The 19,379-nt window shown below is 72.2% G+C and carries 22 protein-coding genes; 12 read left to right on the top strand and 10 right to left on the bottom strand.

Annotated elements, in window-relative coordinates:
* Positions 1-11 precede the first annotated feature (11 nt).
* Positions 12-899, top strand: coding sequence for a YihY/virulence factor BrkB family protein (locus DMB42_RS15895; protein WP_260477724.1), 888 nt, complete (start codon positions 12-14; stop codon positions 897-899).
* Positions 896-1,333: a protease inhibitor I42 family protein gene (locus DMB42_RS15900; protein ID WP_185844680.1), complete on the top strand. Its 438-nt coding sequence runs from the start codon at positions 896-898 to the stop codon at positions 1,331-1,333. Before DMB42_RS15895 ends, DMB42_RS15900 begins: the two co-directional genes overlap by 4 nt.
* Here DMB42_RS15900 and DMB42_RS15905 read toward each other — a convergent pair.
* Both DMB42_RS15905 and DMB42_RS15910 read right to left on the bottom strand, forming a co-directional pair.
* Positions 1,320-1,910, bottom strand: coding sequence for a TetR/AcrR family transcriptional regulator (locus tag DMB42_RS15905; RefSeq protein ID WP_125635227.1), 591 nt, complete (start codon positions 1,908-1,910; stop codon positions 1,320-1,322). The genes DMB42_RS15900 and DMB42_RS15905 overlap by 14 nt on opposite strands.
* Positions 1,907-3,463, bottom strand: coding sequence for an MFS transporter (locus DMB42_RS15910; protein ID WP_125635229.1), 1,557 nt, complete (start codon positions 3,461-3,463; stop codon positions 1,907-1,909). Before DMB42_RS15910 ends, DMB42_RS15905 begins: the two co-directional genes overlap by 4 nt.
* 52 nt (positions 3,464-3,515) lie before the next feature.
* Between DMB42_RS15910 and DMB42_RS15915 the strand changes: the two genes are divergently transcribed.
* The 6 genes from DMB42_RS15915 (at position 3,516) to DMB42_RS15940 (ending at position 8,681) form a co-directional block, all read left to right on the top strand.
* Positions 3,516-4,223 (top strand): DUF1838 family protein, encoded by a 708-nt coding sequence (locus DMB42_RS15915; RefSeq protein ID WP_125635231.1) that lies wholly within the window; start codon positions 3,516-3,518, stop codon positions 4,221-4,223.
* Positions 4,220-4,633, top strand: a complete 414-nt coding sequence (locus tag DMB42_RS15920) for an HIT family protein (protein ID WP_125635233.1) — start codon at positions 4,220-4,222, stop codon at positions 4,631-4,633. Before DMB42_RS15915 ends, DMB42_RS15920 begins: the two co-directional genes overlap by 4 nt.
* Positions 4,634-4,664: 31 nt before the next feature.
* The gene (locus tag DMB42_RS15925; RefSeq protein WP_125635235.1) at positions 4,665-5,843 is read left to right on the top strand and encodes a sensor histidine kinase; all 1,179 of its coding nucleotides are present in this window, start codon (positions 4,665-4,667) and stop codon (positions 5,841-5,843) included.
* Between the two features lie 135 nt (positions 5,844-5,978).
* A complete protein-coding gene (locus DMB42_RS15930) occupies positions 5,979-6,728 on the top strand; it encodes a LytTR family DNA-binding domain-containing protein (RefSeq protein WP_221762176.1) in 750 nt (249 codons plus the stop codon).
* Positions 6,725-7,174 carry a hypothetical protein gene (locus DMB42_RS15935; protein WP_260477725.1) on the top strand — a complete coding sequence of 150 codons (450 nt, stop codon included), beginning with the start codon at positions 6,725-6,727 and terminating at the stop codon, positions 7,172-7,174. The genes DMB42_RS15930 and DMB42_RS15935 overlap by 4 nt, the downstream gene beginning before the upstream one ends.
* A 46-nt stretch (positions 7,175-7,220) precedes the next feature.
* A complete protein-coding gene (locus DMB42_RS15940) occupies positions 7,221-8,681 on the top strand; it encodes a cation acetate symporter (RefSeq protein ID WP_125635809.1) in 1,461 nt (486 codons plus the stop codon).
* 37 nt (positions 8,682-8,718) lie between these two features.
* On the opposite strand, the gene DMB42_RS15945 is transcribed toward DMB42_RS15940, so the two are convergent.
* Positions 8,719-9,870, bottom strand: a complete 1,152-nt coding sequence (locus tag DMB42_RS15945) for a hypothetical protein (RefSeq protein ID WP_125635239.1) — start codon at positions 9,868-9,870, stop codon at positions 8,719-8,721.
* Between the two features lie 29 nt (positions 9,871-9,899).
* Positions 9,900-10,931, bottom strand: a complete 1,032-nt coding sequence (locus DMB42_RS15950; RefSeq protein ID WP_185844681.1) for a LacI family DNA-binding transcriptional regulator — start codon at positions 10,929-10,931, stop codon at positions 9,900-9,902.
* A gap of 17 nt (positions 10,932-10,948) precedes the next feature.
* Between DMB42_RS15950 and DMB42_RS15955 the strand changes: the two genes are divergently transcribed.
* The 3 genes from DMB42_RS15955 (at position 10,949) to DMB42_RS15965 (ending at position 14,246) form a co-directional block, all read left to right on the top strand.
* Positions 10,949-12,106: a PLP-dependent aspartate aminotransferase family protein gene (locus tag DMB42_RS15955; RefSeq protein WP_125635243.1), complete on the top strand. Its 1,158-nt coding sequence runs from the start codon at positions 10,949-10,951 to the stop codon at positions 12,104-12,106.
* 173 nt (positions 12,107-12,279) lie between these two features.
* Positions 12,280-12,609 carry a DUF485 domain-containing protein gene (locus tag DMB42_RS15960; protein WP_125635245.1) on the top strand — a complete coding sequence of 110 codons (330 nt, stop codon included), beginning with the start codon at positions 12,280-12,282 and terminating at the stop codon, positions 12,607-12,609.
* Positions 12,610-12,626: 17 nt separating this feature from the next.
* On the top strand, positions 12,627-14,246 hold the full coding sequence (locus DMB42_RS15965) for a cation acetate symporter (RefSeq protein ID WP_125635813.1): 1,620 nt from the start codon (positions 12,627-12,629) through the stop codon (positions 14,244-14,246).
* Between the two features lie 55 nt (positions 14,247-14,301).
* On the opposite strand, the gene DMB42_RS15970 is transcribed toward DMB42_RS15965, so the two are convergent.
* From DMB42_RS15970 to DMB42_RS15980, 3 genes are all read right to left on the bottom strand, one after another.
* Entirely contained in the window at positions 14,302-15,789 is a 1,488-nt protein-coding gene (locus DMB42_RS15970) for an APC family permease (RefSeq protein ID WP_125635247.1), read from the bottom strand.
* A gap of 115 nt (positions 15,790-15,904) precedes the next feature.
* Positions 15,905-16,522 (bottom strand): ATP-binding protein, encoded by a 618-nt coding sequence (locus tag DMB42_RS15975; RefSeq protein WP_125635249.1) that lies wholly within the window; start codon positions 16,520-16,522, stop codon positions 15,905-15,907.
* Between the two features lie 33 nt (positions 16,523-16,555).
* Positions 16,556-17,047, bottom strand: coding sequence for a TetR family transcriptional regulator C-terminal domain-containing protein (locus DMB42_RS15980; protein ID WP_125635251.1), 492 nt, complete (start codon positions 17,045-17,047; stop codon positions 16,556-16,558).
* On the opposite strand from DMB42_RS15980, the gene DMB42_RS15985 reads away from it, so the two are divergent.
* The gene (locus tag DMB42_RS15985) at positions 17,019-17,960 is read left to right on the top strand and encodes a protein-arginine deiminase family protein (protein ID WP_125635253.1); all 942 of its coding nucleotides are present in this window, start codon (positions 17,019-17,021) and stop codon (positions 17,958-17,960) included. The genes DMB42_RS15980 and DMB42_RS15985 overlap by 29 nt on opposite strands.
* A gap of 57 nt (positions 17,961-18,017) precedes the next feature.
* Here the strand turns inward: DMB42_RS15985 and DMB42_RS15990 are convergent, their stop codons facing one another.
* From DMB42_RS15990 to DMB42_RS16000, 3 genes are read right to left on the bottom strand one after another with little or no spacing between them, the layout of a single operon-like run.
* The gene (locus tag DMB42_RS15990; protein ID WP_125635255.1) at positions 18,018-18,605 is read right to left on the bottom strand and encodes an ATP/GTP-binding protein; all 588 of its coding nucleotides are present in this window, start codon (positions 18,603-18,605) and stop codon (positions 18,018-18,020) included.
* Entirely contained in the window at positions 18,586-18,963 is a 378-nt protein-coding gene (locus DMB42_RS15995; RefSeq protein WP_125635257.1) for a DUF742 domain-containing protein, read from the bottom strand. Before DMB42_RS15995 ends, DMB42_RS15990 begins: the two co-directional genes overlap by 20 nt.
* Complete coding sequence (locus DMB42_RS16000; protein WP_125635259.1) at positions 18,960-19,379, bottom strand: roadblock/LC7 domain-containing protein; 420 nt, start codon at positions 19,377-19,379, stop codon at positions 18,960-18,962. The genes DMB42_RS15995 and DMB42_RS16000 overlap by 4 nt, the downstream gene beginning before the upstream one ends.

Genomic DNA, 19,379 nt, shown 5'->3' on the forward strand with positions numbered 1-19,379 from the left:
CCTGGTGGAGTGTGCTCAAGCGGACCGTCGTCGAATTCCGGAACGACCGCGTCCAGGACCTCGCGGCAGCGCTCACCTACTACGCCGTCCTGTCCGTCTTCCCCGCGCTGATCGTGCTGGTGTCGGTGTTCGGCCTGCTCGGCAGGCGTGACACCGCCGTCCTGGTCGGCGACCTCGTGGTGCTGGCGCCCGACGAGGTGCGTTCGCTGATCGTGACGGGCGTGCGGTCGGTCCAGGAGAACGCGGCCTCGGCCGGCCTGGTCGCGATCGTCGGCCTGCTGGTCGCGCTCTGGTCGGCGTCGGGCTACATCGGGGCCTTCATCCGGGCCGGCAACACCATCTACGACATCGACGAAGGACGCCCGTTCTGGAAGGTGACCCCGCTCCGGATCGGGCTGACGGTGCTGGCCACCGTGCTGCTGGCGGTCGGCGCGATCTCCGTCACACTGACCGGCGACCTGGCCAGGAGCGTCGGCAGCGCGCTCGGCCTGGGGAGCGCGCTGGTGACCGCCTGGGACATCCTCAAGTGGCCGGTGCTCGCGCTGGTCGCGGCCGGGCTGATCATGCTGCTGTACTGGGCGGCCCCGAACGTGCGCCAGCCGGGCGTACGCTGGATCACCCCCGGCGGGCTGCTCGCGGTGGTGCTCTGGGTCGTGGTCTCCGGCGGCTTCGCCCTGTACGTGGCCCACTTCGGCTCGTACGGCAAGACCTACGGCACGCTGGCCGGCGTCGTGGTGTTCCTGATCTGGTTGTGGTTGTCGAACATGGCGCTGCTGCTGGGCGCCGAACTGGACGCCGAGCTGATCAGGGAACGCCAGATCGCCGAAGGCGAACCCGTCGAGCGGGAGCCGTACGTGGAACCCCGGGACCCGCCGCGGGAGGATAGCCTGCCGGAGTGAAGCGTGGAAGGGCCGTCGTCGCCGCATTCGTCCTGCTGACCTCCGCTCTGGCGGCGGGCTGCGGCAGCGGGTCGGCGGTGAGCGACCTCGGCACGGTCGTCAAGGGCGCCAAGGGCACGACCGTGCGGGCCGAGCTGCGTCCGGGGCAGCGGTTCTCGCTGGCCGTGCCGGACAACCCGTCCGTGGGCGACGACTGGCGGCTGGTGGCGGTGCCCGACGCGAAGGTGGCCTCGTACATCAGCGAGGAGCGCCAGGGCACGGGCGAGGGCCCCGGCAGCGGCGGCACGGCCTATTTCGTCTTCAACACCAAGAACCCGGGCAGCGCCGAGATCACGCTGCGCGACTGCTGGCGCTGCGGGCAGGGCACGACCCCGCCCGACGAGGAGAGCAGGCGGCAGTCGGGCGAGGCGATCTTCGAGATCACCGTGCGCTGAGCACGGCGCGGCACAACACGTCGAGCGTGGTCGCGGTGACCACCTCGGCGTCGCCCGTGCCCGTGGCCAGGCGGCGCTGGCCCTCGCCCAGGATGCTCCACCCGAGGTGGGCCACCAGGTCGGGGTGGGGCTGCCCGGCCTCGGCGAGCAGGCCGCGCAGCGGCTCGATCATCGTCTCGTGGAGCTGGTCGAGCCGATGGCGGCACTCGCCGGGCAGGTCGGCCGAGGCCACCGCGCGCAGCAGCGCGTAGTCGGGGCTGGACACGAACGCCAGCGCCACGGCGCCGAAGGCGCGCACCCGTTCCTCCAGGCCGCCCTCGCGGGTGGCTTCGACGAGCCGGCCCGCCCACCGGGGGATCGCGTCCTCCACGAGCTGGGCCAGGATGTCGGCGGTGGAGGAGAAGTAGCGGTAGACGCTGGAGCGGGCCAGCCCCACCCGCGCCCCCACGGCCGCGGGCGTGAGCCCGGCCGTGCCCTCGGCCACCAGGATCTCCATCGCGGCCGCCAGCAGGGCCGCGTGCTGGCTGGCCCGATGGTCGGCCACCGTGGCCGCGCTGATCCTCGGCACCGGACTCATTCCTCCTCGCGTCGTCTCCTCCCAGTATCGGGCAGCAGGAACGTCGCCCCGACGCCGCCGAACAGCACGATGCCGGTCACGATCGTGACCCGGCGGGTGGCGTCGGCGCCCGCGGCCACCGCCGCGGCGTGGTCGGCGGGGTCCCTGACGGCCGCGATGGCCGCGCCGCCGCTCTCGCGTACGGCGTGCCCGAGCGCGGGCTTGTCCGGCAGGCGCTCGGCCATGGCCGCGTCCAGGCCGGTGACCAGGACGGCGCCCAGCACCGCGATGCCGACGGCGGCGCCGAGCTGGCGGATCGTGCTCTGCAGCCCGGAGGCCACCCCTGACCGGCGGGCGGGTACGTCGGCCAGCATCACGTTCGGGAGCTGGGCCGAGGCGAAGCCGACGCCGACGCCGTACAGGACGAGCCAGGGGACCAGCGTCCAGGGGCCGAGCGAGGGGGAGACGGCCAGGCCGATGGCGACGGCTCCGGCGGCCTCCAGCACGAGCCCCAGCCGCACGATCAGCCGGGGAGCCAGGTTGAGCCGGGGGACGAGGCCGCCCGCCAGGAACGTGCCGGCCGCCAGCGAGGCGATGATCAGGCCGGTCGTGAACGCGGTGAACCCCATGGCCGCCTGGAGGAACAGCGGCAACACCAGGATCAGGCCGAACTCGCCGAGGGTGATGATCATCGCGGCGGCGCCGCCGTACCTGAAGGAGGGGATCGCGAACAGCGACAGGTCCAGGACGACGGGCCGCCCGGCGCGCGCCCGGGAACGCTCGACCAGCAGCAGCGCGACCAGCGCGAGCACGGCGAGCGCGAAGGCGAACGGGATCGGCGAGACGCCGCCGAGCGGCCAGGTCCAGCCGAACAGGGTGGCCTCGCCGGTCGGCGTGAACCAGCCGTAGCGCTGGCCCTCGATCAGGCCGAACACCAGCGCGGCCGGGCCGATCACCGACAGCAGCACGCCGGGGACGTCCGAGCCGCGCGCGGCCGGATCCTTCGACTCGGGCACTTTGGCCGTGCCGAGCAGCACGAGCAGGCCGATCGGCAGGTTCACCCAGAACGCCCAGCGCCACCCGAAGTCGGTCACGACCCAGCCGCCGAGCAGCGGGCCGAGCGCGGCCATGCCGCCGATGATCGACCCCCAGACGGCGAAGGCGACCGTCCGGCGCGAGCCCGTGTAGAGGGAGTTGATGATGGCCAGCGTCATCGGGACGACCATGGACGCGCCGACGCCTTGGAGCACGCGGGCGGCGATGAGCAGCGCGCCGGTCGGCGCGGAGGCGGCCAGCATGCTCGCGGCCAGGAACACCACCAGGCCGATCGCGAACATGCGGCGCCTGCCGTGCACGTCGCCGGTCCGGCCGAGGGGGATGAGCAGGGCGGCGAACGCCAGGGAGTAGATCGAGTTCACCCATTCGACGTCCGTGGCCGACAGGCCGAGATCGCCCATGATCGCGGGGACGGCGACGTTCACGATCGTCGCGTCGATGATGATCATCGACATCCCGACGCCCAGCACGATCAGCGGGAGCCAGCTCTGCCGGGTCCGCTCGTTTAGCGACACCATGTCTCTAAAGATAGCAACATGCTGTCTCGAAACAAGGGGTAGGCTCCGGATCATGGACTTCATCCGGGTGCGTGCCTCGGCCGACGGCGCCGAGACGATCTCGTACTGGACCGGCGACGTCTACGGCTGGCAGGACGACGGCGGCCCCCACCACCTGTTCGGCTTCGAGGGGCTGAACGTGGCGCGGGCCCGCCCGGCGGACGGCGGCTGGGAGCTGCTGACCAGGGAGGCGGCGCTCTACCTCGACCCGCGGACCAGAGAGCCGGTCGACGTGTGGGACAACCCGCTCACCGGGCGGCCGGTCGAGGTGCAGCACGTCTTCAACGATCCGGTCAACCAGCGGCTCGGGGCGTACCCGGTGCCGGTGACGCGGTTGGGGGCGCAGGTGGTGTTCAACGCCGACATCCGCCTTTCGTACCCTTCACCGCTGCCTGTCGCGAAATATCCGGAAAATTCGGCTCATGACACGTATCGGGCGTTGGAACTGTTCCAGTTCTTCGCCTCGGCCGCGGACGTCGAGTCCGGGATGCCCGACGTGCCGGCTGTGTTCTCCTGGTGCCGCGTCTCGCCCTGGCTGCCCTGGATGGCCATGGGGCAGCGGCCCGGCGGGCTGGTCTACCACTGCCGGGGCGCCAAGGTCACCGACGTCCCGCAGCGGCTGCGCGAGCGTGTCGGCGAGCGCTTCCTGCACGCCCCCACCGAGTGGACGGCGCCCAACATGACGAGCTGGACGGCCTTCGCCGATAAGGTCGGGCGGTGAGCACCGACCTGTTCTGCGAGATCATCGCGGGCGCGCGGCCCGCGTACGTCGTCAGCTCCGACGAGGTGGCCGTCTCCTTCCTCGACACCCGGCCGGTCTTCAAGGGGCACGTGCTCGTCGTGCCCCGGGCTCACGTCGAGACGCTGGCCGACCTCGCCGACGTCGGGCCGTTCTTCGCGCGGGTCCAGGCCGTGGCGAGGGCCGTGGAGGACGGGCTGGAGGCGGCCGGCACGTTCGTGGCCATGAACAACCGCATCAGCCAGAGCGTGCCCCACCTGCACGTGCACGTCGTGCCCCGCAACCGCAAGGACGGCCTGCGCGGCTTCTTCTGGCCGCGCACCACGTACGAGTCCGCGCAGGAGGCGGAGTCGTACGCGGCGGCCGTCGCGAAGGCGCTGCCCGCGGAGTGAGCGCCGCGGGCGCCCGCTAGGCTCGGGGCGCGTGGAGTATGTGGTCGGCGTCGCCGTCGTGGCCGTGCTCGTGGGCGTGCCCGCGATCGTGCTCTGGCGCGTCATGCGGGGCCGCCGCGAGCTGGGCACGAGCCCGGCCGAGCGGGCCACGTTCGAGACCCTGCACACCGCCTCCATGGCCGGTCCGCCGCTGCGGGCCGGGCTGACCGCCGAGGGCGCCGAGCGCGCCTCGCGTCACCTGCGCGCGCTGCTCGGGTCCGCCGCGCTCGCGATCACCGACCGCGAGCGCCTGCTCGTCTACGACGGCGCCGGCGACCACCACGCCGGCCAGGCGTTCGAGCACGCCGCCGCCACCCTGGAGGACGGCCGCACCCAGGTGCTCACCATCGACTGCGAGCTGCTCGAATGCCCGATCCGGCACGCCGTCGTCGTACCGCTCACCACCGACGACCGCGTCGTCGGCGCGCTGGCCGCCTACGGGCAGGACGCCTCGGCCGGGCTGGTCAGGGCCGCGCAGGAGGTGGCCGGCTGGGTCGACTCCCAGCTCGAACTGGCCGAGCTCGACCGCTCGCGCACGCTGCTCATGGAGGCCGAGGTCCGGGCCCTGCGCGCGCAGATCTCGCCGCACTTCATCTACAACTCCCTCACCACGATCGCCTCCTTCGTCCGCACCGACCCCGAACGCGCCCGTGAGCTGCTGCTGGAGTTCGCCGACTTCACCCGTTACTCCTTCCGGCGGCACGGCGAGTTCACCACGCTGGCCGAGGAGCTGCACTCGATCGAGCGTTACCTCACCCTTGAGCACGCCAGGTTCGGCGACCAGTTGCAGGTCACCCTGCGCATCGCCCCCGAGGTGCTGCCGGTGGCGGTGCCGTTCCTGTGCCTGCAGCCGCTCGTCGAGAACGCCGTACGGCACGGCCTGGAGAGCCGCAACGGCGTCGGCCGCATCACGATCATCGCCGAGGACGCCGGGGCCGAGTGCCGCATCACCGTCGAGGACGACGGGCTCGGCATGGACCCCGAACGGCTGCGCCGCATCCTGGCCGGCGAGATCGCCCCCACCGGCGGCGTCGGCCTGGCCAACCTGGCCGAACGCCTGCGCCAGGTCTACGGCGACGAGTACGGCCTGGTCGTGGAGACCGGCGAGGGCGCCGGCACCAAGGTCACCGTGCGCCTGCCCAAGTACCACCCCGGCGTCTCGGCCCGCTGACGTGCGCCTGCCCAAGTACCACCCCGGCGTCTCGGCTCGATGACCTGCCCCCACCTGTGACCCCGCCGTGACGGCCTTGACGTTTGGTGCCGGTTTCATCACTGTCTAATGCATTCGACGTGTGAGGAGTCACGTGTGACCGGGCTGCGCGTCCTGGCGGTGGACGACGAGCTACCCGCGCTGGAGGACCTGTCCTACCTGCTCCGTGCCGACGCCCGTATCGGTGAGGTGATGACGGCGCGCGACGGGGCGGCCGCGCTGCGCCTGCTGGACCGGGGCATCGCCGAGGGCCGCCCGATCGACGCCGTCTTCCTCGACATCCGCATGCGCGGCCTGGACGGCGTCGTGCTCGGGCGGCTGCTGTCGCAGTTCGCCAACCCGCCTCGGGTCGTGTTCGTCACCGCGTACGAGGAGCACGCGGTGGACGCGTTCGAGATCAAGGCCGAGGACTACCTGCTCAAACCGGTACGCCCCGAACGGCTGGCCGAGGCCATCAGGCGCGTGGCGGTCTCGTCCGACGTGCCCGCCGAGTCCGGCGAGAGCGACACGATCCCCGTCGAGCTGGGCGGCGTGACCCGGTTCGTCTCCAGCGCCGACGTCGTCTACGTGGAGGCCCACGGCGACTACGCCCGGCTGCACACCGCGACCGGCAGCCACCTCGTCCGCATCCCGCTGGCCACGCTGGAGGAACGCTGGGCCCCGGCCGGGTTCCTGCGGGTGCACCGCAGCCACCTGGTCGCCGTCAAGCACATCGAGGAACTGCACATCGACTCGGGCCGGTGCAGCGTACGGGTGGGCGACACCGAGATCCCGGTGAGCCGCCGGCACACCCGCGAGCTGCGCGACCTGCTGGTCCGCAGGGCCAGGAAAGGCAGGGCGGAATGAGCCCGGATCCCCGCCCGGGACGCTCGTCGCCGTCCCCGCGCACCGACGCCGCCCGCCGTATGGACGCCTTCCGGCGCTCCGAGACGCCGCGGCGGGTCAGCGTCACCAGCCCGCGCACCGCCGCCGCCCGCCGCCCCCGCTACCCGGCCACCAGGGAGATCGACGAGCAGACCCGGCTCGGCGAGGTCTACATGCGTTCCCTGCTGCGCACCCAGTTCCGGCTCGCGCTGTTCGTCTGCACCGTGCTGGCCTGCGTGGTCGGCGGGCTGCCGCTGCTGTTCCTGCTCATCCCCGAGCTGCGCGGGGTGGACGTGCTCGGCGTCTCCCTGCCGTGGGCGGTGCTGGCCGGGCTCATCTACCCCGCCTTCGTCATCGGCGCCTGGTTGTACGTCCGCCAGGCCGAACGCAACGAACGCCACTTCGCCGAGCTGGTGGAACGCCGGTGACCGGCGCGAAGGGCCGGTCGTGAGCCTGACCGCGGTGGTCGTCGTGATGGCCGCGGCCGTGCTCATCGGCGGGTACGGCATCAGGTTCTCCCGCACCACCTCCGACTTCTACGTCGCCTCCCGCACCGTCAGCCCGCTGTGGAACGCCTCGGCCATCGGCGGCGAATACCTGTCTGCGGCCTCCTTCCTCGGCGTGGCCGGGCTGATCCTGTCCTACGGCGTGGACATGTTGTGGTTGCCCGTCGGCTGGACCGGCGGCTACCTGGTGCTGCTGGTGCTGGTGTCGGCCCCGTTGCGCCGGTCGGGGGCGTACACGCTGCCCGACTTCGCCGAGGCCAGGCTGGAGTCGATGACCGTCCGCCGGACCGCCAGCGTGCTGGTCGTGCTGATCGGCTGGTTGTACCTGATGCCGCAGTTCCAGAGCGCCGGGCTGGTGCTGCGGACGATCACCGGCGCGCCGGTGTGGGCGGGCGGGCTGCTGGTCGCCGGGGTCGTGGCGATCAACGTGCTGTCCGGCGGCATGCGGTCGATCACGTTCGTGCAGGCGTTCCAGTACTGGCTCAAGCTGACCGCGCTGGCCGTGCCGCTGGTGTTCCTGCTGCTGGCCTGGAAGGGCGACGGCGCGCCCGCGCTCAGCGCCGAGGACGCGGCCACCTGGCAGACCCCGCTGGCCGGGGCCAAGGAGTACGGGCTGTACTCGACGTACTCGCTGATCATGGCCACCTTCCTCGGCACGATGGGGTTGCCGCACGTCCTCGTGCGCTTCTACACCAACCCCGACGGCCGGGCCGCGCGCCGTACGACGCTGGTCGTGCTCACCCTGCTCGGCGCGTTCTACCTGCTGCCCGCCCTGTACGGCTGGCTCGGCCGCCTCTACGCCCCCGACCTCGTGCGCACCGACGCGGTCGTGCTCACGCTGCCCTCCCGCATGATCGGCGGCACGCTCGGCGACCTGCTGACCGCGCTGGTCACGGCGGGGGCGTTCGCGGCGTTCCTGTCCACCTCGTCCGGGCTGACCGTGTCCGTCGCCGGGGTGATCGCGCAGGACCTGCTGAAGGGCGGGGTGCGCTCGTTCAGGATCGCCACGCTCATGGCGGTCGCGGTGCCGCTGGGGCTGGCGTTGTGGGCGCGGGCGCTGCCGGTGGCGGACGTGGTGGGGCTGGCGTTCGCGGTGGCGGCCTCGTCGTTCTGCCCGCTGCTGGTGCTGGGCATCTGGTGGCGGCGGCTCACCACGACCGGGGCGCTGGCGGGGCTGTTCGTGGGGGGCGGGCTGGCCTGCGCGGCCGTGCTCGTCACGATCACCGGGGGGCCGTACGAGGGGCTGCCGGGGGCGTTGCTGGCCCAGCCGGCGGCGTGGACGGTGCCGATCGCGTTCACGGTGATGGTGTCGGTGTCGTTCCTGACCCCGCACCGGGTGCCGCCGGGGGTGGCCAGGACGATGGTGCGCCTGCACACCCCGGAGAACCTCGACCTCGACCGCGGCGACTGGCACCCCCGCTCTCCCTGACCGTCGCTTCCCCTGGTCCCCTGGGTGCTCGCCTTGCTCAGGACCAGCCCGCGGCGATGCCGCCCAGGCGTCGCGACGACACCCCGTTCCCGCTCGCGGCCTTGTTCTCGGCCAGGCGTCCGGCGCCCGCGCCGCGTCCGCCGTCGGTTCCGGATCCGTTCGTACGTCGGCGTCCGGGCGGCGTCCCGTGGGCCTCGCGGGCGTGCCTCGGAGGTTGGGTGCCCTCGGTGTCCGGGGGCGGGTCCAGGCCGGGGCGGTACCGGCCCGGCTCCCGTGGGGCCGCCTGACTGGACCACGGCGGGGGCCCCTCCCGCGTCTCGGTTCCCGGTTCGGCCGGAGCGCGGCCGGGCCGCGGTTGGGCGTGCCCCTGTGGTGTGTGGTGGGCCGGCGGATGCGACGGTGTGGCGGGACGAGGTCGTGCCCGGTGGGTGGAGTGGGGTGGCTCCTGAGGTGGGGGGTCCAGGCCGGGACGGGGGCCGCCGCTGGGATGCGGGGCCGTGGAGCGGCCGGGGCCGCCGTCGAGGTGCGGGGCCGTGGAGCGCCCGGGGCCGGGGTCCGGGGTGGTTCCCTGGTCGGAGGCCAGGTACGGGCGTGCGGGGGCGTCCGGGTGGGGCGCGGCGCTGTGCCGGGCCGCCTGCTCGGCCATGGGGCGGGCGTCCGTGCCCACGTGTGCCTCGACGTCGAGCACCTCGTGGCCGGGGACGGTGTGCACGTCCTCCTCGCCGGGGCCGCCGGGGCCGCCGTGGCCACCGGTGCCTCCAGAGCCTCCGGGGCGGACGGTCCGGCCGGTGGCCGCGCCCAGGTCGCCCGCGTGCTGCAGGTCCGGCCGCCAGGAGGGCGAGCCGCCCCTCGGCCACCCTCGCAGTGTCCCGTCCCGCACCCCGTTCCGTGTCCCGTCGTGCGTCCCGTCGTGTGTTCCGGTGGCGCGGGCGTGGCGGGCGGTGGGGACGAGATGGTGGGGCAGGCGTCGCAGGAGGTGCGGGTCGGCGTCCAGGGCGCGGTCGATGACGCGGGCCACGTCGTCCAGCCGTACCCGTACCGACAGCCGGGCCCGCAGGACCTGCGCCTCCAGGTCGATGTCCTCGACCCGTACGTCGGAGATCTCCACGCAGAGCTCGCGCCCGCCGGACGCGCCGAGCGTCCGTTCGTCGGCGGTACGGTCGTCACGGTACGGGCTGCTCTCGGCCATGACCTCCGATTACCCACCCACGTATCCGCTCAGGCTCCGACATGAGGGGACTTGAGGGAGGTTTGACCAGAAGGCCAGGGAGGCGGGAGTTCTCCGGAACCGCGCGCGACGATCTCGACGGGCACCCTGACCCGGCGCGGCTCGCGTACGGGCGACAGCAGCAGCTCGACGGCCGCCCGCGCCAGTCGGCCGATGTCGTAGCGCACCACCGTCACGCCAGGGCTGAACACGTCCGCCAGCGCGAAGTCGTCGAACCCCACGTACGCCGGCCGCTCCGGCCGCTCCCGCAACGCCCGCAGGACGCCGATCGCCGCCCGGTTGTTCGTCGCGAAGAACGCCGTCGGCGGGTCGGGCAGCCCGAGGAGCCGCCCCACCTCGTACGACACCCGCCCCGGCTCGAACACCCCCCGTACGACCAGCCCTTCGTCGACCGCCACGCCCGCCTCCAGCAGGGCCGCGCGGTAGCCGACGGCCCGGTCGTGCACCGAGCTCAGCCCCTTGTCGTCGGAGACCAGCGCGACGCGGCGATGCCCGCGGGCCAGCAGGTGCTCGGTCGCGGCCCGGCCGCCGCGCTCGTCGTCCAGCATGACCACGTCGGCCCGGTCGAGGCCGCGCGGCACGCGGTCGACGAAGACCGTGCGCAGGCCGCCGTGCTCGGCCAGCCAGCCGTGGTCGGCGGGGGAGGGCACGACGATCAGCGCGTCCACGCCGCGGGCGTGCATCGACTCGATCAGCATGCGTTCCTTGTCCGGCCGCTCCTCGTACGAACCGAACACCACCAGCGCCTCGTGCCCGGCCGCGGCGGCCTCCACCGCCGCGGCGAGGCGGGCGTAGAACTCGTTGGAGATGTTCTCCATCACCAGGCCGAGCGTGAGCATGGTCGCGCCCCTGGCCAGGCGGGTGGCGGCCTCGTTGCGGCGGAAGCCGAGCACGTTGATCGAGTCGTGCACACGCTGCTGGAGCGAGGCCCGGACGTGCGGCTCCTGGTTGACCACGCGGGAGACGGTCTTCAGGCTGACGCCCGCGTGCCTGGCGACGTCGGCCATGGTGGGCTTCCGCATTGTCATAGTCTGCCCCCATGAACGATGAGTGGATCTGTGGCCGGATGGGCGAGGACGAGTCCTGGGCTCTGGGCGCGGTCAACCCGCCCGTGTTCGAGAACTCGTTGTTCACCTTCGGGAACGCGGCCGAGCTGGGCGCGGCGATCAAGGACGAGGACGAGCGGTACGTCTACTGGCGCGGCACCAACCCGACCGTCGACGTGGCGCAGCGCAAGCTGGCCGCGCTGGAACGCGGGGAGCGGGCCAAGTGCTTCGGCTCGGGGATGGGCGCCATCTCGGCGACGATCTCCTCGCTCGTGTCCGCCGGCGACCACGTGCTGGTGCTCGGCGCGGTGTACGGACCTACCACGCAGTTCCTGCGTTACCTGGAGAAGTTCGGCGTCACGCATACGCACGTCGACGACCTCGCGGGATGTGACAGCGCTATCAGGGCGAGCACGCGCCTACTCTACTTCGAGTCGCCGTCCTACATGGCGTACGCGATCGTCGACATCGCGGAGGTGACCGCCTGGGCGCGCGGGCGCGGGCTCGTCACCGTCATGGACAACACGTGGTCCACGCCCCTGTTCCAGAAACCGCTGACGCTCGGCGTCGATCTGGTCGTGCATTCGCTGTCGAAGTACGTCGGCGGGCACAGCGACCTGGTCGGCGGCGTGGTGATCGGGCCGTCGCGGCTGATCCCGGCGCTGGCGCTGACGGAGTACCAGCTCTACGGCGCGGCCATGTCGCCGCACGACGCGGCCAAGGTGATCAAGGGCTTGCGCACGCTGCCCGTCCGGATGGCCGCGCACCAGGAGCGGGGCCTCGCGGTGGCGGCGTTCCTGGAGGGGCATCCGGCCGTGCGGGCGGTGAATCATCCCGGGTTGCCCTCCCATCCGGGTCACGCGACCGCCGTACGCCAGATGTCCGGCTTCTCCAGCCTGTTCAGCTTCGAGCTCGCCACGGACGATCGCCAGCAAGCCGCGCTTTTCCTCGATAAATTGCGACATTTCAGGATCGGTGTGTCCTGGGGTGGTTTCGAGAGCCTGGTCAACGCGCCCGCCCTGACCGTCGAGGAGAGCGTACGGGCCACCATGGGCATCCCCGTCGGCCTGATCCGCCTGTCGGTCGGCCTGGAGCCCGCCGAGACCCTCGTCGGGGACCTGGGCCAGGCATTGGAGGGGTCGGCCGCATAGCGGGGTGAACGGAATACCCGACCGCTCATCGCGCCCAACAGACCTTTCACCGCAGGCCATCCCCAACTAATCGCGGTACGTGAGCGGCTCGCCGAACAGCGCCCCCACGGCTCTCCACGACAGATAGGTTGCGCTCTTACGTTGGGCGTGATCCGCATCACAGTGGAGGTCTCGTGACGACCCAAGAACATGACGCGTCGGTTTATGAACAGGTACAGGAGAGCAGTGAGTTCCAGGAGTTGAAACGGCGTTTCCGCCGCTGGACCTTCCCCATGACCGTGGCCTTCCTGGCGTGGTACCTGCTGTACGTGGTGCTGTCCGGCTGGGCCCGCGACTTCATGGGCATCAAGCTGCTCGGCGACATCAACGTCGGGCTGATCTTCGGTTTGCTGCAGTTCGTGTCGACGTTCCTCATCGCCTGGGCGTACGCGCGGCACGCCGAGCGCAAGCTCGACCCCATCGCCGACAAGCTCCGTCACGAGGTCGAGGAGAAGACGCAGTGAGCTCTACGACGCTGGGGATGATCCTCTTCCTCACCTTTGTCGCCGGCACCCTGGCCATCACGTTCTGGGCCAGCCGCCAGACCAAGACGGCCGCCGACTACTACGCGGGCGGCCGGTCCTTCAGCGGCGTCCAGAACGGCCTGGCGATCGGCGGCGACTACATGTCGGCCGCCTCCTTCCTCGGCATCGCCGGCATCATCGCGGTCTCCGGCTATGACGGGTTCCTGTACTCCATCGGGTTCCTGGTCGCCTGGCTGGTGGCGCTCGTGGTGCTGGCCGAGCTGATGCGGAACTCCGGCAAGTTCACCATGGCCGACGTGCTGGCGTTCCGGATGAGCCCGCGCCCGGTGCGCACGGCGGCCGGCGTGTCCACGATCGTCGTCAGCATCTTCTACCTGCTGGCCCAGATGGTCGGCGCGGGCGCGCTGGTCGGCCTGCTGCTCGGCATCACCAGCGAGGCGGGCAAGGTGTGGACGATCATCGGCGTCGGCGCCCTGATGATCGTCTACGTGGTGTTCGGCGGCATGAAGGGCACGACCTGGGTCCAGATCGTCAAGGCCGTGCTGCTGATGACCGGCGCCGCGCTGGTGACGCTGCTGGTGCTGGGCAAGTTCGGCTTCAACCTCTCCTCGCTGCTCGGCCAGGCCGCCACCACCAGCGGCCCGAAGGCCAACCCCGGCAACTTCCTCATCCCGGGCCTGAAGTACGGCACCGACGCCCAGGGCCTGGCGGGCAAGATCGACCTGATCAGCCTCGGTCTCGCGCTGGTGCTGGGCACGGCGGGCCTGCCGCACATCCTCATCCGCTTCTACACCGTCCCGACCGCCAAGGACGCCCGCAAGTCCGTCCTGTGGGGCATCGGCATCATCGGCGTGTTCTACCTGCTGACCCTGGTCCTCGGCTTCGGCGCGGCGGCCCTGGTCGGCAAGACCGACATCCTCAAGGCCGACAAGGCGGCCAACACCGCCGCCCCGCTGCTGGCCCAGAAGATCGGCGCCGACATCTTCGGCGACGTCGGCGGCACGATCCTGCTCGCGCTCATCGGCGCCGTGGCCTTCGCCACGATCCTGGCCGTCGTCGCGGGCCTGACCCTGGCCTCCTCCTCCAGCTTCGCCCACGACCTGTACGCGCACGTCTTCAAGCGCGGCAACGCCAGCGAGCGGCAGGAGGTCGTCGTGGCCCGCGTCTCGGCGCTGGTCATCGGCGCCATCGCGATCGGCCTCGGCATCCTGGCCCAGGGCCAGAACGTGGCGTTCCTGGTCGCCCTGGCCTTCGCCATCGCGGCCTCGGGCAACCTGCCGGCGATCCTCTACAGCCTGTTCTGGAAGCGGTTCAACACGGCGGGCGCGGTCGCGGCCATCTACGGCGGCCTCGGCTCGGCGCTGATCCTGGTGATCTTCTCGCCGGTGGTCTCGGCCCCGCCGCCGCCCGCGGGCACCGCGGTGACCGCGCTGATCCACGGCGTGGACTTCCACTGGTTCCCGCTGAGCAACCCGGGCATCGTCTCGATCCCGCTCGGCTTCCTGTTCGGCTGGCTGGGCACCGTCCTCAGCAAGGAGTTCAACGCCGCCAAGTACGCCGAGATCGAGGTGCGTTCACTCACCGGCGTCGGCGCGGAGAAGGCCACCGAGCACTGACCTCCCGCTTTCCCGACGTACACCGGGGCCCGGCCTGCCACAGGCCGGGCCCCGGTCAGCGTGTACGGGCGTGTGCCCGGCCGACCAGGTACAACAGCGCCCCGACCGCGAGCGAGGCCAGGGCGATGCCGCCGACCAGCCAGAACCAGGTGCCGTACGCGACGCGGGCGCCGAGCAGGGTGACCGTGCCGGCGTCGTTGGAGATCAGCGGCGTCCACGAGCCCGACAGCGTGGCCACCACGCCCACCAGCGAGGCCAGCGCGCCGACGATCGAGGCGGCCCAGAACACGGCGGGCGAGGCCAGTCGCCGCGCCTCGAACTGCGTCCGGTAGCGCCGCAGGATGATCAGCACGTCCACGAACAGCACCACGATCGACAGGCACCAGATCACCGTGACGGCGGCCTGCAACACGTTGTAGACCTCGGTCTGGGCGTCCGCCGGCGTCGCCGACGCGAACGGCACCACGACGAACGCCGCCACCGTGAACGCCGCCGCCAGCACGGTCTGGATCCAGACGGCCACGTCGGGCACCTTGTGGGCGTTCACGTGGCTGACCACGGCGGGCAGCCGCCGGTCCAGCCCGGAGACGAAGATCAGCCGGGCGAAGGAGTAGTCGTAGACCACCGTGATGACGAAGAACATGGCCGCCAGCAGCAGCGCCACCAGCCGGCCCGCCCACTCGCCGAGCCCGACGCCCACCGCCTGCGCGACCGCCGTGACCCCGGCCGCCCGGTCCGGGGGCACCGACACCATCACGCCCCACGTCGCCGCCAGGTAGGCGACCATGACCGCGAGCGAGCCCCACAGGAGATAGCGGGTCACCGCGCGCTCGTGGCGGATCTCCACGCCCATGTTCAGCGGCACCTCGACCCCCAGCAGGGCCAGCACCGCCAGGCCGAAGAAGCTCCAGTTGGCGAAGTTGACGCCGTGCTCGGCCGACGGGCTCCAGGCGGCGAAGTCCCACGGGTCGGTCGCCGGCGGATTGCCGCGCAGCAGGTGGACGACCCCGGCGGCGAACATGAGCACGATCGCCAGCCCGTAGGCGACGAAGACCGCGTTCACCACGTTCTGCGTGAGCCTGAACCGCAGCACGGCCAGGACGGCGGCCAGCACCAGGATCAGCACGATGATCCCGCCCTGCGCCTGCACCGGCAGCTCGCCCAGGGCCGGGAACACCAGTCCCAGGAACGACATCGTCAGCGTCCCCGTGGCGACCATGACCAGTACGCCCGGCCACCACGCGCAGAACCCGGCGAAGAACCCCCAGAACGGCCCGAACGCCTTGCTCGTCCACAGGTAGATCGACCCCTCGCCGGGGAACATCACGCCGAGCTGCCCCGTGACGATCGCGCACGGTACGAGGAAGAGCGCGAACGCGATGATCCACCAGCCGAAGGCGGCCGGGCCGGCGCTCTGGATGACTGCGGCGTTCGTGATGAACAGGACGATGGCCACGAAGATCGCGACCATGTCGAAGGTGGTCAGCACGCGGGGCAGGATCCCGCCCGCCACCCGCTCGGACAGCAGCTCGTCGTCGGTCATGGCCCGGCCTCCCGCACGCAGGCGGATCGTCTCCCTGCCAAGGTCTGCCCGCACGCCCGCGCCGTCAAGCGGCGCGCGGGTGCGCGCGCCGTCGAGCGGAAGGCCCGCGGTGAGGTCAGCCTCGCCGGTCGTGCACCTCGACGGACAGGTGCGGCCACGCCCGGGACGCCAGGTCCGCCGCCGTCACGGGCGCGGCGGCACGCAGGTCCGCCCGCGGGAGGAAGCGGACGCCGGTGCCGGTCGTGCCGTCGCCGGGGACCGGTTCGAGGTCGCTCACCGGCAGGCCGTGCTCGTACCGGCGGGTCCAGGAGCCGTCCAGGCGGCGGTTGGTGTGGACGAGCCACTCGCTGAGGGCCGCGACCACGGACATGCCCCGGCGCGGATGGCCGTCGGGCAGCGTCCGCGCGCCGGGGTGGTCGAAGAAGCGCAGGTCCCTCGTCGCCATGATCGGTTTCTTGACGGGCCGTCCGTGCTCGTCGAGGCGGGTGTCGGTGCCCCGGCCGTCGTCGGTCACCTCGACGGAGCCGTCCGGGTGCAGGACGACGGCGCAGCGCCCGCCGCCCCGGCTCTCGGCCTCGTCGGCGGCGTACGCGACGACCTCCAGGACGAGGTGCGCCACGCCGCCGGGAGCGAACTCGCCCGGACGCCGGCGGATGTCCGCGAGGTGTTCTTCGTCCACGCCGCCCGCCCAGTCGTGCGTCGTGTTCCGCCAGGAAGCCCGTGAGAGGTTCATCGCGGAAAGTATGCCAAGCGCGGGCGGCGGTCTCTACGCGGCCAGTGAGCCGAGGTGGGCGCGGACGACCTCCAGGCAGTCGTCCCCGCTCACCAGCTCGGGGCGGAGCACGGCGTTCACGCCCAGCCCGTCCACCAGCGATGACAGCCGCTCGGTCTCCACGTCGAGCCGCAGCCCCGGCCGCAGGACGCCGCCGGACCCCAGGCGGGCCAGTACGAGGCCGACGAACTCGCGTGTGCCCACGGCCGCCCGTCCGGCCAGGTCGCGCAGCGCGGGATCGGTCCGGGAGGCGGCGGCGAAGTCGAGGAACACGGTGACCTCGGCACGGCGCGGCGCGTCGAGGGGCAGCAGCTCGCCCAGCAGCCGGGCGGCGAGCTCCAGCCGCTCGGCCGCCGCCCGCGCCGGCGTGACGCCCGCGCCCAGGTTCGTCGCCGGCACGTCCCGCTGGTGGAAGGACACCTGGTGGCAGGACGTCTTCGAGCCGACCACCGCCTCCATGCCCGCGCCCGGCGGCATCCGCGTCATGCGCGTCCTGGTCCGGTCGGGCAACGTCCTGGACCTGGGCGCGGACACCGCCCCCACACCCCGGCCGATGGCCCGGCTGCTCTTCCGCGAGCTGCGCGGGCCGGGGGTCGCCGTGGTGCAGCAGCTCACCCTCACCCGCCGCGACCACCTCACCGACCTGCGCAACTCCACCGGAAACGTCGAGTCGCTCCCGCCCTACGCCGGCCACCCCCACGGACGGCTGGTCTACGGCACCGGCCGCACCCGCCGCCCCGACCCCGCGTTCGTCCGCCTCCTGACCGGCATGGGCCAGGGACTCCAGCCGCCCGTGACGCTCGCCACCGACTGGCTGCTGGTCGGCCACGTGGACGAGACCATGCACGTCGTACGCGCCGGGAACGCGCGCGGCTGGACCCTCCTGGTCGCCGACCCGCGTACGGCCGCCCGGCTGCTGCGCAGGGCCGGAGCCGCCGGAGCCGGGCCCACCAGGTTGTTCCCCGGCTCCCGCACCGTCGGGGAACTGCTCGGCGACCGGGCGTTCCTGGCGGCCAACGACGCGGCGGCCGGGCACATCGACGCCCAGCTCGCGACCATGCTGGCGGCCACGGGACTGCGGCCTTCGGAGATCGTCAGGGTGCCCGTGCTGTTCGGCGCGAGCGAGAGCGAGCCGTCGTTGCTGAAGGCGTACACGCCGGGCATCCCCAACGGGTTGTCGCTGACGGACCGCGAGTTCGCCGCGCCCGACCCCCACGGGCCGGTGGTGGGCGGCCGCGACCTGTTCCGGCAGGCCGCGCGGGACGCCCTGGCGGCCCAGGGCGTACGGGTGCGGTGGGTGGCCGACCTGTCGTGGGCCCACCTGCTTGGCGGCGAGGTGCACTGCGCCACCAACGCCCTGCGCGACACCAGCTCCACCGCCCGCTGGTGGACGCCCTGAACGAGCCCGGCGGACCCGCCCGCCCACGGGGGACGGACGGGCCCGCCGGGCGCCCGCTCAGCTTCCGACCGGCTCCGCGCGCAGCCGGGCCGAGTGCTTGACCAGGGTGATCAGTACCTCACGGCTGGAGTCCCGCTTCCGCGCGTCGCACAACACGATCGGGATCGACGGGTTGAGCTGCAGCGCCAGCCGCACCTCGTCCAGCTCGAACGTCGGCGCCCCCTCGAAGCAGTTCACCGCCACCACGAACGGCGTCCCGCGCCGCTCGAAGTAGTCGACCGAGGGGAAACAGTCGGCCAGGCGGCGGGTGTCGGCCAGGATGACCGCCCCCAGGGAGCCTTCGGCCAGCTCGTCCCACACGAACCAGAAGCGTTCCTGACCGGGGGTCCCGAACAGGTACAGGACGTAGTCGGTGCCCAGGGTGATGCGTCCGAAGTCCATCGCGACCGTGGTGGTGCGCTTGGCCTCCACGGAGGTCAGGTCGTCGACGCCCACGCCGCGGTCGGTCAGCACCTCCTCGGTGCGCAGCGGCCGGGTCTCGGACACCGCTCCGACCATCGTCGTCTTGCCCGCCCCGAATCCGCCGGCGATGAGAATCTTGATCGCCGTCGGCAGGCGCGGGCGCTCAGAGCGAGCGAAGACCATCGAGCACCGCCCTGTACATCTTCATGTCATGCATGTCCACCTCGGATTGCGGTTCCTGGGCAGAGACGAGTTCGCGGTCGAACAGGTCGCCGAGCAGCACGCGGATCGTGCCGGCCGGGAGGTTCAGGTGCGCGGCTATCTCGGCGACTGACTTGGGTTCGCGGCAGAGCTGGAGGATGCGCAGGTGTTCGGGGTCCAGCCCGGCGTCGGGGCCCGGCGGCGGACCCACCGCCAGCGCCATGGAGATGAGGTCGAACTTGCCGTGCGCGGGCTGGGTCCGCCCGCGCGTGACGACATAGGGCCGGATGATCTCCGGATCTATCCAGTGTTCGTCCGTGGGCTCTCCGGTGGTGTTCACCGGTCGCTCCTGGCCGCGGCCTCGGCGTTGCGCGCGCCTGAGGTGAGGTACTGGCCGACCCGCGCCACCAGCATGGCCATCTCGTACGCCACCAGCCCGATGTCGGCGTTCTGGGCGCACAACACGGCCAGGCAGGCGCGCTCGCCGGCGGTCGTGACGATCAGGAACTGCGACTTCCACTCCACGACCGTCTGCCGGACCTGCCCCGCGGAGATGTGCTCCGCGACGCCCTTGGCCAGGCTCTGCAGGCCGGAGGCGACGGCGGACAGGTGCTCGCCGTCGGTGCGCTGCAGACCGGCCGACGAGGCCATGAGCAGACCGTCGGAGGACAGCACGATGGCGTGCTCGGCCTCCTTGATCCGGTCGATCAGGTCGTCGAGCAGCCAGTTGAGGTCAGTGCCCGCGCTGGGCGTCAT

It is taken from the genome of Nonomuraea sp. WAC 01424, from assembly GCF_003947315.1.
Lineage (GTDB): Bacteria > Actinomycetota > Actinomycetes > Streptosporangiales > Streptosporangiaceae > Nonomuraea > Nonomuraea spiralis.

Excerpts from the sequence above, each read along its gene's own strand:
- DMB42_RS15950 (WP_185844681.1), bottom strand. The coding sequence starts at position 10,931 with ATGCGGAAGCCCACCATGGCCGACGTCGCCAGGCACGCGGGCGTCAGC.
- DMB42_RS15965 (WP_125635813.1), top strand. The coding sequence starts at position 12,627 with ATGATCCTCTTCCTCACCTTTGTCGCCGGCACCCTGGCCATCACGTTC.
- DMB42_RS15945 (WP_125635239.1), bottom strand. The coding sequence starts at position 9,870 with ATGGCCGAGAGCAGCCCGTACCGTGACGACCGTACCGCCGACGAACGG.
- DMB42_RS15910 (WP_125635229.1), bottom strand. The coding sequence starts at position 3,463 with ATGGTGTCGCTAAACGAGCGGACCCGGCAGAGCTGGCTCCCGCTGATC.
- DMB42_RS15940 (WP_125635809.1), top strand. The coding sequence starts at position 7,221 with ATGGCCGCGGCCGTGCTCATCGGCGGGTACGGCATCAGGTTCTCCCGC.
- DMB42_RS15935 (WP_260477725.1), top strand. The coding sequence starts at position 6,725 with ATGAGCCCGGATCCCCGCCCGGGACGCTCGTCGCCGTCCCCGCGCACC.
- DMB42_RS15985 (WP_125635253.1), top strand. The coding sequence starts at position 17,019 with ATGCCCGCGCCCGGCGGCATCCGCGTCATGCGCGTCCTGGTCCGGTCG.
- DMB42_RS15915 (WP_125635231.1), top strand. The coding sequence starts at position 3,516 with ATGGACTTCATCCGGGTGCGTGCCTCGGCCGACGGCGCCGAGACGATC.
- DMB42_RS15970 (WP_125635247.1), bottom strand. The coding sequence starts at position 15,789 with ATGACCGACGACGAGCTGCTGTCCGAGCGGGTGGCGGGCGGGATCCTG.
- DMB42_RS15980 (WP_125635251.1), bottom strand. The coding sequence starts at position 17,047 with ATGACGCGGATGCCGCCGGGCGCGGGCATGGAGGCGGTGGTCGGCTCG.
- DMB42_RS15975 (WP_125635249.1), bottom strand. The coding sequence starts at position 16,522 with ATGAACCTCTCACGGGCTTCCTGGCGGAACACGACGCACGACTGGGCG.
- DMB42_RS15955 (WP_125635243.1), top strand. The coding sequence starts at position 10,949 with ATGAACGATGAGTGGATCTGTGGCCGGATGGGCGAGGACGAGTCCTGG.
- DMB42_RS16000 (WP_125635259.1), bottom strand. The coding sequence starts at position 19,379 with ATGACGCCCAGCGCGGGCACTGACCTCAACTGGCTGCTCGACGACCTG.
- DMB42_RS15990 (WP_125635255.1), bottom strand. The coding sequence starts at position 18,605 with ATGGTCTTCGCTCGCTCTGAGCGCCCGCGCCTGCCGACGGCGATCAAG.
- DMB42_RS15905 (WP_125635227.1), bottom strand. The coding sequence starts at position 1,910 with ATGAGTCCGGTGCCGAGGATCAGCGCGGCCACGGTGGCCGACCATCGG.